Source organism: Psychrobacter sp. NG254 (genome assembly GCF_015277735.1).
Classification (GTDB): Bacteria; Pseudomonadota; Gammaproteobacteria; order Pseudomonadales; family Moraxellaceae; genus Psychrobacter.
Genome location: NZ_JADHDA010000007.1, coordinates 120,340 through 133,574 on the forward strand (window position 1 = coordinate 120,340; position 13,235 = coordinate 133,574).

Annotated in this window: 12 protein-coding genes; 10 read left to right on the top strand and 2 right to left on the bottom strand. The window is 42.4% G+C overall.

The genetic code is table 11. The features are described from left to right. Positions 1-386: 386 nt before the first annotated feature. The 4 genes from fabD to lysM all read left to right on the top strand — a co-directional run bounded on the left by fabD (position 387) and on the right by lysM (position 3,368). Positions 387-1,355 carry an ACP S-malonyltransferase gene (gene fabD, locus IP510_RS12580; RefSeq protein WP_194365173.1) on the top strand — a complete coding sequence of 323 codons (969 nt, stop codon included), beginning with the start codon at positions 387-389 and terminating at the stop codon, positions 1,353-1,355. After that, positions 1,352-2,080, top strand: a complete 729-nt coding sequence (fabG, locus tag IP510_RS12585) for a 3-oxoacyl-ACP reductase FabG (RefSeq protein WP_194365174.1) — start codon at positions 1,352-1,354, stop codon at positions 2,078-2,080. Before fabD ends, fabG begins: the two co-directional genes overlap by 4 nt. Positions 2,081-2,351: 271 nt before the next feature. Then, on the top strand, positions 2,352-2,588 hold the full coding sequence (gene acpP / locus IP510_RS12590) for an acyl carrier protein (protein WP_194365175.1): 237 nt from the start codon (positions 2,352-2,354) through the stop codon (positions 2,586-2,588). A 270-nt stretch (positions 2,589-2,858) separates the two neighbouring features. After that, complete coding sequence (gene lysM, locus IP510_RS12595; RefSeq protein WP_194365176.1) at positions 2,859-3,368, top strand: peptidoglycan-binding protein LysM; 510 nt, start codon at positions 2,859-2,861, stop codon at positions 3,366-3,368. A gap of 126 nt (positions 3,369-3,494) precedes the next feature. Here lysM and queG read toward each other — a convergent pair whose 3' ends face one another. Next, entirely contained in the window at positions 3,495-4,691 is a 1,197-nt protein-coding gene (gene queG / locus IP510_RS12600; protein WP_194365177.1) for a tRNA epoxyqueuosine(34) reductase QueG, read from the bottom strand. A gap of 205 nt (positions 4,692-4,896) precedes the next feature. On the opposite strand from queG, the gene IP510_RS12605 reads away from it, so the two are divergent. Then, positions 4,897-6,741, top strand: a complete 1,845-nt coding sequence (locus IP510_RS12605) for an NAD(P)H-hydrate dehydratase (protein WP_194365178.1) — start codon at positions 4,897-4,899, stop codon at positions 6,739-6,741. A 22-nt stretch (positions 6,742-6,763) separates the two neighbouring features. Here IP510_RS12605 and IP510_RS12610 read toward each other — a convergent pair whose 3' ends face one another. Continuing rightward, entirely contained in the window at positions 6,764-7,258 is a 495-nt protein-coding gene (locus IP510_RS12610) for a DUF4124 domain-containing protein (RefSeq protein WP_194365179.1), read from the bottom strand. A gap of 1,086 nt (positions 7,259-8,344) precedes the next feature. Between IP510_RS12610 and IP510_RS12615 the strand changes: the two genes are divergently transcribed. The 5 genes from IP510_RS12615 (at position 8,345) to IP510_RS12635 (ending at position 13,017) form a co-directional block, all read left to right on the top strand. Further along, entirely contained in the window at positions 8,345-10,057 is a 1,713-nt protein-coding gene (locus tag IP510_RS12615; RefSeq protein WP_197177696.1) for an acetolactate synthase 3 large subunit, read from the top strand. Beyond that, positions 10,057-10,554 carry an acetolactate synthase small subunit gene (ilvN, locus tag IP510_RS12620; protein ID WP_194365181.1) on the top strand — a complete coding sequence of 166 codons (498 nt, stop codon included), beginning with the start codon at positions 10,057-10,059 and terminating at the stop codon, positions 10,552-10,554. The genes IP510_RS12615 and ilvN overlap by 1 nt, the downstream gene beginning before the upstream one ends. Positions 10,555-10,720: 166 nt before the next feature. Continuing rightward, positions 10,721-11,737: a ketol-acid reductoisomerase gene (gene ilvC / locus IP510_RS12625; protein ID WP_194365182.1), complete on the top strand. Its 1,017-nt coding sequence runs from the start codon at positions 10,721-10,723 to the stop codon at positions 11,735-11,737. 271 nt (positions 11,738-12,008) lie between these two features. Continuing rightward, positions 12,009-12,434 (top strand): hypothetical protein, encoded by a 426-nt coding sequence (locus tag IP510_RS12630; protein ID WP_194365183.1) that lies wholly within the window; start codon positions 12,009-12,011, stop codon positions 12,432-12,434. Between the two features lie 370 nt (positions 12,435-12,804). Continuing rightward, positions 12,805-13,017, top strand: a complete 213-nt coding sequence (locus IP510_RS12635; protein ID WP_194365184.1) for a cold-shock protein — start codon at positions 12,805-12,807, stop codon at positions 13,015-13,017. Positions 13,018-13,235 lie beyond the last annotated feature (218 nt).

A 13,235-nucleotide genomic window follows, 5' to 3' on the forward strand; every position in this document is an offset into this window, starting at 1 on the left:
AGACTAATGACAGTCATAGTGACTGTTGTTTGTTTGCTGAGCTAATACTGAGCAATAAACTTTGAGCTAAAAAAAGCCAAGTTATTTCGCTATCATATATTATGTAGCCGGATGACTTGGCTTTTTGTTATTTGCGTGACGGCTAATTGTAAGGTGGATCTGTCTTTTTAGTTTTTGATAGAGCAAAAATTGTGCTGATATAATCTGCTAATGATATTAAAATAGCGTGCTTTGATTTTGATACGCTATGATAATAGTGTGCGTCAGTGTATAGTTTATCGACACGCTGTTCGTTTGACTGAGATAGCGGCGTTGTCTCACATCCAATAATATAATATACCCCATCATTTTTAGGGATATCTTCAATCAGATAAGGAATATTGGTTATGGCTTCTGTACCCGATACGGTAAAAAAGCAACCTGCTCGTATTGCGGTTGTTTTTCCTGGACAAGGCTCTCAAGCTGTCGCTATGACAGGTGAGCTTGCCGAGATTTATCCAGAGATACGCGATACTTTTACCGAAGCGAGTGAAGCGCTTGGCGAGGACTTGTGGGCAATCTGTCAAGATGAAGAAAAACTTGGTCAAACTCATTACACGCAGCCAGCACTGCTCACGGCTAGTATTGCGATTTGGCGTGTCTTACAACAAAAAATGACCGACACGCCTTGCTATCTAGCGGGTCACTCTTTGGGCGAATACAGTGCCTTGTGTGCTGCCAATGTGCTATCACTTGGCGATGCGGTAACCTTAGTTCATAAACGCGGTCAGTTGATGCAAGAAGCCGTTGTCGGTATCGATACGGCTATGGCTGCTGTGTTAGGACTTGAAGACAATCGAGTCGAGAACTTGTGCGAGCAAGCCACTGAGCATGTTGAAGGAGCGATCGTTGGTGCAGCCAACTTTAACAGCCCAGGGCAGGTCGTTATCTCAGGCAATGCCGATGGCGTTAATGCTGTGATTGATAAAGTAAAAAATACTGGCAAAAAATCTGTTCCGCTAAAGGTGAGCGTACCCTCACATTGCGCGCTGATGGAGCCTGCAAGTAATGCATTGGCTGAAATATTGGCTGGGATTAAGTTTGATCAAGCAACTATTCCGGTGATTCAGAACCGCCATGCCCGTGTTGAGACAAGCGCGGTAGGTATCAAGCAAGCCTTGACAGAGCAGCTGAGTGAGCCTGTGTTATGGTCAAAAACCATGCAAGAATTGGCTGATAAACAAATTAATATATTAATCGAATGTGGCAGTGGCAACGTGCTCAGTAATTTAGCTAAGCGTCAAGCGCAACCAATCACCAGCTACCCTACTGACAAGCCTGCCCGTCTAGAAAAATTATTTGAGGTGTTATCATGAGTCGTACGATTACATTAGTGACAGGCGCAAGCCGCGGCATTGGTAAAGCAGTTGCCAAACGTTTTGCGAAAGAAGGGCATTTTGTCATTGGCACAGCCACTACCGAAAAGGGTGCTGAGCTGATTGATGATTATCTTCATGACACAGGTGGCATTGGCCGTGTGTTAGACGTACGTGATACCGCTCAGATTGACAAGTTATTTGAAGAGATTGAGAGTGTCTATGGTGCTGTGCAAGTACTGGTCAATAATGCAGGCATCACTCAAGATGGATTACTCATGCGTATGAAAGATGAGGATTGGGAAAACGTGATCGATACCAATTTGACCTCAGTTTATCGTATGAGCAAACGCGCGGTACGCGGGATGATGAAAGCTCGCCGTGGTCGTATCATCAATATAACCTCTGTCGTCGCTCAAATGGGCAATGCAGGTCAGTCTAACTACGCTGCTACTAAAGCTGGTGTAGAAGGCTTTAGCCGTACGCTAGCGCGCGAAATTGGCTCACGTCAAGTGACCATCAACTGTGTGGCGCCTGGTTTGATCGAGACAGATATGACAGATGAGCTGGATGAGCGCTTGTTGAATTCTATGCTAGACGCTGTGCCTATCAGCCGTTTAGGCCAACCAGAAGACATCGCAGCAGCCGTACATTTCTTAGCCAGCGATGAAGCCAGTTACATCACTGGTGCAGTGCTTGCTGTCAATGGCGGCATGTATATGTAGTCAATATACGAGTGTTACACAGTTATAATAAAAAACTGTGTGAACGAGTGTAAACTATAATAAAGGGTGCTATAATAACGGATACTTTTGTGTCAGAGCCCTGTATGATAGCAGGGCTTTATTAGGCATTAGACAGACTGTATAACGTGTCATATGGTAATCAGACAGCAGTATCGGTCTGGCAAATACATTTTATATACTATGCTATAGAGCTGAAATACGGTGCTATAACAGTTTATTAAAAATAATAGATGATAAAGGAGTAATCTACATGAGTAATGATATCGAGCTAAGAGTAAAAGCAGCTGTGGCTGAGCAACTAGGTATGAATGTTGAAGAGATCAACACTGATGCTTCATTCATGGAAGATCTAGGTGCGGATTCATTGGACTTGGTTGAGCTAGTTATGTCTTTTGAAAGTGACTTTGGCATTACTATTCCTGATGAAGATTCTGCAGAGCTAACAACTGTTCAAAAAGCAATCGATTACGTACAAGCACAGCTATAATTTGTTTGTAATGTAGCGACGCTTACTAAGCCGCTTAACTTATGGTTAAGCGGTTTTTTTATGGCTAGATTTTGGAAACTGCACGTTCTAATTTACCAGATGTATTAACATAAACTACGTCAATTAAACATTACTCAACATACTATTACTAGCTACTTCAACCACCTATGTTTATACTCGTTTTGGTAAGCCGTAATAAAGCATGATGTAAGTTAGGTACATGCATTAACAAAAAGAACGATTAATAATAATATTCCAAGGAGTAGTTAAATGGGTATGTTCAGTTTTGCAAAAGATATCGGTGATAAAATTTTTAATCGCGATGATGCTAAGCATGACGCGGAAACAGAAACGAAAGCCGACGCCAGCACGCCAGTACAGAGTAGTGAGCCGTCAGCACAATCAGTTGCCAATATCTTATTGCGCCGCATACAACAGCAAAATCTCAATATCAGTAATCTGAAAATCAAGTATAATGGCTCAACAGATACGGCAGAAATTAGCGGTAATGCTAAAACTCAAGCTGATCGTGAAAAAGCCATCATTGCTATCGGTAATGTACAGAACGTCGCAAAAGTTATTGATAATATCGATATTGAAGAAGATGCACCAGAGTCGACGATGTATACCGTGAAGTCTGGCGACAGTTTGTCTAAAATTGCCAAAGAAGTTTATGGAGCATCTGGTAACTACATGACAATCTTTGAGGCCAATAAGCCAATGTTGTCTGATCCAGACAAAATCTATCCAGGTCAAGTCTTACGTATTCCTAAGCCATAGTTTTTAGACAATATTAAACTAGCATTTGAAATGATGTATTAGCAGTTAGATACAATAAGTACAACGCAAAAAAGCCTCTTAATCATTAAGAGGCTTTTTTAATGCATAATTTCACAGAGAGTTTTTTTATTGCTCTGCTAATTTATTATGCTGCTCAAGCAACGCCCATTTGATATGCTCATCAAGCATAGGGTTATGTATGCCCAATTTGGATTGCAGTTGTTCGACTGTCTCTAAGCTGGCATTTGCATTACCAAGTCCAATGGCAATATTGCGTAAAAAATTGACGTAACCTGTGCGTCGCAATGGGCTACCTTGTGTATTTTTCAAAAACTCAGCTTCTTGCCACTGCCACAGTTCAAGTAAACTACTGCTATCCAGATTGTGGCGCGGGGCAAAGTCATCGATGGTAGTCAAATTGGCATATCGATTCCATGGGCAGATAAGTTGACAATCGTCGCAGCCAAAGACCCGATTGCCAATCGCACGTCGATACTTGGTATCAATAATACCGTCATGCTCGATAGTCAGGTAAGAAATACAGGCAGCAGCGTTTAATTGGTGAGGTGCTACGATGGCTTGGGTAGGACAGATATCGATACAGGCGCTACAACTGCCACAATGCTCTTTGACAGGCGCATCATCAGGCAGCTCAAGGCTTAAAAACAACTCGCCAAGTACAAAGAACGAACCCGCTTGTTTATTAATTAGCAAGGTATGCTTTCCTGTCCAGCCAAGCCCTGCCGCATCGGCAATAGGCCGCTCAAAGATTGGGGCAGAGTCGCTAAAAGGTCTAAAAATAAATTCTTTTTCTGAGCCAATATTTAAATGTTGCCACTCAGGTAGCATCGCTTCAATATTCAGCGCCAACTGTTTTAAGCGACTACGCATTGTCTTGTGATAATCGCGCCCTCTTGCATAGCGGGCAATGATACCTTGATTGGGCTGATCGTTATCCTCGACAGTGCGAGGTGTGGGCGCTTGGGTCAAGTAGTCCATCCGTACGCTAATGATGGTCTTTGCACCCTCTACCAACTGGTCAGGATTCGCTCGCAAATGATGGTTGTTGTGCATGAACTGCAATTGGCCCTCAAAGCCTTTATCAAGCCATTGCTGTAATTGATCCATTTGCTTGGCAAACAAAGGATGATGCACAGACAAGAATCCACAGTCAGCAAACCCTAATGCTTGTGCTTGTTCTGTGATCCATCGCTTTACATCTGCTGCTGTTACAAACTCGATGGACGCTTTAACTGCAATCTTGTTTTTACTTTTCTCGCTTTTAACGGGCGTGTGCTGGGTAAGCTCGGTGGAATTATTCATGTCTGATCGTCAGTGATTGTATTAATACCGCTATGATAAGCCAGTGAGTCATGAGCGCAAGTATAAAAGAGCATAAACTTACCTGCATATTGATACATAAGTGGATGCAAGGGTTTGATAAGCTGATATCAAAGAACATACGCTCTATCCCAATATTACAAAAACATCAGTAAAAATAGCGAGACTTAAATAAAGGGGCTTAGTCATGAAAAATCAGCTGCACTTATCATCTGCCAAAAGTACCAAGCCCGTTGCGCTGTATAGTAGCGAGCAAGTTTATGCGATAGAACAAGCATGGTTTGCACAAGGGTATGACAGCTTTGGATTGATGCAACAAGCTGCGTGGCAAATGACGCAGCAAATAGAACTGCTATTTGAGGAAAGATATTTGAGCCATGACTCTTCGGCTAACAATGATGTTTATCATCGCAGTGCTTATTTGCCACGCGCAAGTATCTGGGTAGGAAAGGGCAATAATGGTGGTGATGGCTGGCTCATTGCTCATTATTTGCAGCAAGCCGGCTGGCAAGTGGAAGTCATAGCAGTAGGGTTTAGTGAGCATGATCTAAGCAGACATCGCCAGTCAAAGACATCCAAGCAAGAGAATATCAGCAGTGATGTCGACACTGACGCTATCAAAGCGTTAAAAATAGCCCTGTCTGCCAGTATTAACTATAAAAGTTTTGACACGTTTGATAGGGACAAAATTAGTGATGCTGAATTAAGAGCGATGGCTTTGCCAGCAGATATATATATCGATGCTTTGTTTGGTATTGGGCTTGACCGTGTACCGACAGGTATTTATGAACAGGCGATTCACGCGTTTAACCATGTCATTCAGCAGCATCGTGCGCTCTCAGTCGCCGTTGATATCCCAAGTGGGTTGGTAGCCTCTACAGGGCAAGTGTTTGAGCGCATAGCCATACAAGCTGATGTAACGTTGTGTTTGATTGCGCGAAAAATTGGTCTACACACCAAAGATGGCACTGACTATAGCGGAGAGGTAATCGACATACCACTGATCCCTATTCAACACTCACTATATCAAACAGCTGATCACTGTATAGCGCCTGACAAACCATCTGTACAAGACCACTCTCAAGTAGGCGTGCCAGTGGCCACCTTATTGACAGCGGCACACAGTATGAAGCCGCGACGCCAAAACAGTTATAAGGGTAGCTATGGACATGTGCTGATTATCGGTGGCAATCGTGTCAATGGCTCTCAAGGTATGGGCGGTGCTGCAATACTTTCTGCAAGTAGTACAATGGCAACGGGCGGGGGGAAGATAACCGTTGCCTGTCATGAGGACTCCCATGGTGCCCTACTAACCTCATTGCCAGATGCGATGACCATCAATTTACATGATGCAGAGGGGGTAAAGACGCTGATTGAGCAAGCCAGCGTCGTGGCTATTGGCATGGGATTGGGCCGTGATGAAAAAGCAAAAGCGCTATTTATCGACTACATACAGACTGCCATAACAGAGCAAAAATCAATCGTGATTGATGCCGATGGACTTTATCATTTGGCATCGCTGCACATATGCAATCATGCACTGGTAAAAGAGCTTCGAGAATATAGCGCCAATTATCGAGTCTGCCTGACACCGCATAGCGGCGAAGCGGCTAGATTACTCGATCAAAAAATAAGCGAGGTAGAAAGAGATAGGCTAAACGCTATCAAATATTTGGCTGATGTTTATGGTGGCGACTGGGTGCTAAAAGGGGCAGGGTCATTGGTTCTAGAGCAAATAGCAGAACAACAGCAAATATATATATGCAATGTTGGCAATGCTGGTATGGCCACTGCTGGCATGGGAGATGTACTATCTGGAGTAGTGGCTGGTCTGCTCGCACAACGAGACTTAAGCGAATTATCGCGTTGCTTGCACCAAGCGGTGATGATTCATGGGTTTGCAGGAGATACACTGGTTAATCAAATATCAGGAAACCATCATAACCAGCAGCTTTTGGTTGGTCAGCGAGGACTGCAAGCGCAAGACATGCCAGCAGCCATTCGCCATGTGATGCAATTGATGATCAATTGATCACTATTATATCTTGAAGAGATTAAGTTGCAGCATTACCACAGTATTGGCTTATTGCTTGCTGAACACGCTCACGTTTCAGCTCGATTTCGCGACCATCCAAGTATTGACGTTTGCCACTGGCATCCATCTCATAAATACGTCCACCAACGTTTAAGTTGGTTAGGTTATTACGCAATGACTGACAGCGCTGAGCATTTGCCTGAGCTTCTTGCTCTTTAATGCGTGTCTCAAGCGCTGCCACTCTTTGCTCTTCTGCACTAGGGGCGTTGCTCTGACTAGCATCTGTTTTACCAGCTAACTGTCCTGCATTGTTCTGTCTACCATCACTACGAAACTCGATCAGCTCAATATTTTTACCGACCTGCGGGGCATGTTGGCTATATTTAACTTCACCATGCGCTCCAATCGACTTATAGACTTGAATGGCCTGACTGGCATTCATAGACAGCATTAGCATACACGCAGTACTTGTTAATAATTTGACAGCGGTGTGTATCTTAGACGCATATGCCATAGTAGCAATCCTCTTTTTTGGTCAAAAAATAGATGTGGTCAGTCTTATATAACTTGAATAAGGTATCAGGCTTGTATGTTCTACTATTTATTTAGTTCGCTGAACACTAATAGCGATATTATTTGCCTTTTTTATATCCAAATTATTTTGAACGAACGATGTATGAAAATAATATTTCGATGTCTTGGTGATAACGGTAACGTACTAGCACTTGATTCTAACAAATAATACTTATCAATGTATATTATTTAATAACCAATAGTTAGGGGTAGGGTTTATAAGTTTTTCTTGACAATACGGCGCAAACCACCGAATATAATAGCTGTTGATTGGTCAGTGAGCGGCTTTTATGATATTGCCGTGGCACTTGAAAATAAGCGCTATAAGTTGCTTATCGGTGACTTAAGAAGTTCTATTTTCTTTGTGATAATGATAGGGCGTAGGTAGTAGGTACGATGACTATTATCGATCGCTGTATCCATTGTCTCCGGACTTATCCGTCTACAATGACTGAGATAAACTTATTATTTAAAATGGCTAAATGCGAACATTCAGTGGCGTTAAACGAGATATAAACACATAGCTTTGTGGTTTCCTAAATCGACTTATAAGATTTAATATTCTTATAAATCAATATTGGCGACTAAAATATGGCTATCAGTATTTATAAATCTGTCGCAATGATTCGCTCAGTATTGGCTCGTCGTAATCCTTAATAATAAGTCTCTTTATAGATGCGCTCGCATCTTGTCATTATATATCGATAAATCTGTCACAAACCTGACCATACATATATTGCTGTATTTGAGTAATATGCTACCTCGAAAGGACGCATTGCTTGAGTATAATAGGCAGAAATTCTTGATATGGACAAGGATTGGCTGGTGTCAAATGAGGGCAAAATAATGCTGATATTGGATTGTTTTGGCCCTAAGATACCGCGAATTCTCGCCGCAAAAAAAGGTGATGACAGTGACTCAAACCACGCAAAGTCCGAATATGACAGGACATACCCAAACGGGTAATGCCGCCAAAAATTTTGAAGAAAAGCAACAACGTCTGGCAGAAGGCAGTGCACAGCCTGTGATGCTATCGGGCGCTGAAATGCTGGTACAAGCGCTGACTGACGAAGGTGTCAAATATATCTTTGGTTATCCAGGCGGTGCTGTTCTGCACATCTATGATGCGCTGTTTCAGCAAGAAGCCATCGAGCATATCTTGGTGCGTCACGAGCAAGCAGCTGGCCACATGGCAGATGCTTATTCACGAGTAACGGGTAATACGGGCGTCGTATTAGCCACCTCAGGCCCTGGTGCAACCAACACTGTTACCGCTATTGCGACAGCCTTTATGGACTCAGTACCGATGGTAGTGATTGCAGGTCAGGTGCCAAGTAGCCTAATCGGCGAAGACGCTTTTCAAGAAACGGATATGGTCGGTGTGTCACGTCCTATCGTTAAGCATAGTTTCCAAGTACGCCATGCTAGCGAAATTCCGATGATCGTCAAAAAAGCCTTCTATATCGCACAGTCTGGACGCCCAGGCCCTGTTGTCATTGATGTGCCAAAAGATATGACTGCCCCTAGCGAAAAATTCGCTTATGAGTACCCAGAAGAGGTATTTATACGCTCTTACCAGCCTTCACTTAAAGGCCATAGCGGTCAGATCAAAAAAGCGGTTGAGACTTTATTAGCCGCGCAGCGTCCTGTCGTATATGCAGGCGGCGGTGTGATTTGGAGTAAGGCCCACGAAGAGTTGACCGATCTGGCTCATCGTCTGAATTTACCAGTGACCAACACCTTGATGGGTCTTGGTACGTTCCCTGGCTCAGATGAGCAGTTCTTGGGTATGCTAGGTATGCACGGTACCTATGAAGCCAACATGAGCATGCATCATGCTGATGTTATTTTGGCAGTTGGTGCGCGTTTCGATGACCGCGTAACCAATAACGTCAAAAAATTCTGTCCTAACGCGACTATTATTCATATCGATATCGATCCCACGTCAATTTCAAAGACCATTCTTGCGCACATTCCTATCGTTGGTGATGTAAAGTCTGTCCTAACCGATATGTTAGAAATCGTTGGTGAAGATAAGCAACTAGAGCAGCATGCATTGCTAGATTGGTGGTCACAGATTAATGAGTGGCGTAAGCGTCATGGTCTGCGTTATGACACCAGTACAGATAATGGTATCAAGCCACAAAGTGTCGTACAAGCTCTAGATAAAGTGACTAATAGTAACGCTATTATCACGAGTGACGTCGGTCAACATCAGATGTTTGCAGCGCTTTACTATACCTATAATGAGCCACGTCAATGGCTGAACTCAGGTGGTCTTGGTACCATGGGTGTTGGTCTGCCGTATGCAATGGCAGCAAAGCTTGCTAACCCTGAGCGTGACGTGGTGTGTATCACGGGTGAAGGCTCTATTCAGATGAACATCCAAGAGCTATCGACTTGCCTACAGTACAATTTACCAGTCAAAATCTTGAACTTAAATAACGCACAGCTAGGTATGGTGAAACAGTGGCAAGACATGCTGTATGAAGGTCGCCACGCCCAGTCTTATATGAACTCCTTACCAGATTTTGTCAAATTGGCTGAAAGTTACGGTCACGTCGGTATCAAAATTACTGACCCTGCGACCATGGAAGCACAATTGGCTGAAGCGATGGCAATGAAAGACAAACTGGTATTTATCGATGTTTATGTCGATCGTAATGAGCATGTATATCCGATGCAAATCGCTGGACAGGCTATGCGTGATATGTGGTTAACAAAAGGGGAGCGTACCTAATGCAACAACAACATCTGATTTCGGTATTGATGGAAAACGAAGCGGGTTCGTTGTCGCGTCTAGTCGGCTTGTTCTCACAGCGTGGCTATAATATCGAAACGCTCAACGTCGCGCCTACTGACAACCCAAGCATTTCACGCTTGACGTTGACGACCATTACTTCACCTGAAAGAATTGAACAGATCACCAAACAATTGCATAAATTGATTGAAGTGGTTAAAGTGCTTAATCTAACGGATAACGTACACGTTGAGCGTGAATTGATGCTGATCAAAGTACGGGCGACTGGCAGTATACGTGAAGAGATTAAACGCAGCGCAGATATTTTCCGTGCACAAATCGTCGATGTAAATGCCAACTTGTATACGATTCAAATCGTCGGTGACAAGGCCAAACTTGACGGCTTCATTGATGTGCTTGGACGTGAGCGTATTATGGAAGTGGTTCGCTCGGGTGTTATTGGTATTGCTCGCGGTGAAAAAACGCTTAGCATTTAATCATTATTACGACTGATTTTGATCAAGATCTATTTTAATCAAAAATTATTCTAATCAAGAATTATTTATCTAAATCAACAAAGCGCTTATCTTAGTTATTATATTGGCTATAGCATAAGCGTTTACTATCCATGGCAAGCCATGATTGAAGACAAGGACTCTATTTATGAACGTTTTTTATGACAAAGATTGTGATTTATCAATTATCCAAGGTAAAAAAGTTGCCATTATTGGTTACGGTTCACAAGGCCATGCGCACGCACTTAACCTACAAGAATCAGACGTCGATGTGACGGTTGGCCTACGCGCTAACTCAGGATCATGGAAAAAAGCTGAAAATGCTGGACTTAAAGTTTCTGAAGTAGAAGAAGCGGTAAAAGCTGCTGACGTTGTTATGATTTTGACGCCTGATGAGTTCCAAAAAGAGCTTTATAATGACGTGATCGAGCCAAACATCAAAGAAGGCGCTACGTTGGCTTTCGCTCATGGTTTCGCGATTCATTATAACCAAGTCGTACCACGTGGCGATCTTGATGTCATCATGGTTGCACCAAAAGCACCAGGTCATACTGTACGTTCAGAGTTTGCCAAAGGCGGCGGTATCCCTGATCTTATCGCAATCTACCAAGATGCTTCAGGTCAAGCCAAACAATTAGCACTATCTTATGCTGCTGGTGTTGGTGGTGGTCGTTCAGGTATCATCGAAACCACGTTCAAAGACGAAACTGAAACGGATCTATTCGGTGAGCAAGCCGTACTTTGTGGCGGTGCAGTAGAGCTGGTTAAAATGGGCTTTGAGACGCTAACAGAAGCGGGCTATGCACCAGAAATGGCTTATTTTGAATGTCTACATGAGCTAAAGCTTATCGTTGATTTGATGTATGAAGGCGGTATCGCTGACATGAACTACTCAATCAGTAACAACGCTGAGTACGGTGAATATGTCACAGGCCCTGAAGTCATCAACGAGCAGTCACGTGAAGCCATGCGTAATGCACTAAAACGCATCCAGTCTGGTGAATACGCAAAAATGTTCATCTCTGAAGGCGCTACTAACTATCCATCAATGACCGCGCGTCGTCGTAACAATGCTGAGCATCAAATCGAAATCACTGGCGCTAAGCTACGTGGCATGATGCCTTGGATCGGTGGCAACAAAATCATCGATAAAGAAAAGAACTAAGTCTAATACAGATAAATATCTGATTTAGAGTAAGTTGCCCGTGTTATCAGTAGATAGCACGGGTTTTTTATGTGCAATTTTTGGTAGATGTCTGTAACCTTGTATATATTGGTTGAAAACGGGTAGTCGTTACCCAATATAAAATGTCTCTCTAATATGAGCCGGCACCTTGGCATTGACCAAAGCGCTTTTACGATCAGCATTTGTCTCTGAATGATTAAGGCAAATGAGTTCCCTACACTCTCTTTCTATAGATTACAGGTTGTATGTTGTGCAAATATCTTATTCAGACTGGCTAACGCCGCAATTCGTCTATGTTATTTTTAGCGCTGTGGTAGCAGTTTTAATTTGGATAGAAGGGGAGATGCTCAAGCAAACTGACGGCAAACTGCCTCAATCTAAATTTTTTAAATTCAGCTCACTCTTAGATACGATGTGGTTTTTTATCTCGGTGTTGATGTTATACGTGATTGAACTGACACCATTGGCCATAACGATTCCTGCAGCCTACGGTCTGTATACGACTTTTGGTTGGGTATATGGCACAAAGCTACTAAAGCGTAAAGGCATTCCTGATTCTCCAAAAGATCTCGTTATACCAGCCAAATATATCGCCTACAGCCAATCGTTTTCCTTAGTGTTTTTTGCATTATGTTTATTGGTACTCAGTTCAGCATGGTTACCGGTAGCACAGTAGGCACTATTAAAATGTCTATCCCATAATTTTCTATCATATTTGGTTAGAGTGAGTATTTATCGCTAGATGATGAATGCCGATAGTTCAGAAAAATCTTTTATATCAATATGATATATGACTGTCTTCTGCCTATATTGATTCATAAAGACAGTTAGAATTTATTTACAAAAATCAGTAATTTAGACTGTTACCTGCATAGAAAACTGTTATAATCAGATTATACCAAGAGTGTTTGAGGTGAGAATTTTAAGTTTTCTTTAAGAATATTTTAAATTTTGAACTGCCGCATTTAGCACAAGATGCTCAGGTATATATCAATTAATCGGTGATGACACAAGTCTCGCCAACAGTTAAAGAGTCAGGAAAATTTATGTCAGATAAAGTTGAAGGCACTGTAAAGTGGTTTAATGAAGCTAAAGGTTTTGGTTTTATCGCTCAAGACAATGGCGGACAAGACGTATTCGCTCACTACAGCGCTATCCAAGGTGGCGGTTTCAAAACCCTAGCTGAAGGCCAAAAAGTATCTTTCATCTTAGGTGATGGCAAAAAAGGCCCACAAGCTGAGCAAATCGAAGCACTATAATCTCATTCGTTATTGAGTAAACTGATTTTCAGTGAGCTTAATGACAATAAGATTATCAATCTGCATTGATAGCTTTGTTTGTTAAAACAATAAAAATACTGTACCTATTTTAAAGAAAAGCAACCTCTCATCAGGTTGCTTTTTTTGTGTCAGTTTTTTGAGAGAAACGAAATGCTATTGATTTTTTCACCGTCGTCATCAACTAATAAAAGAGATTA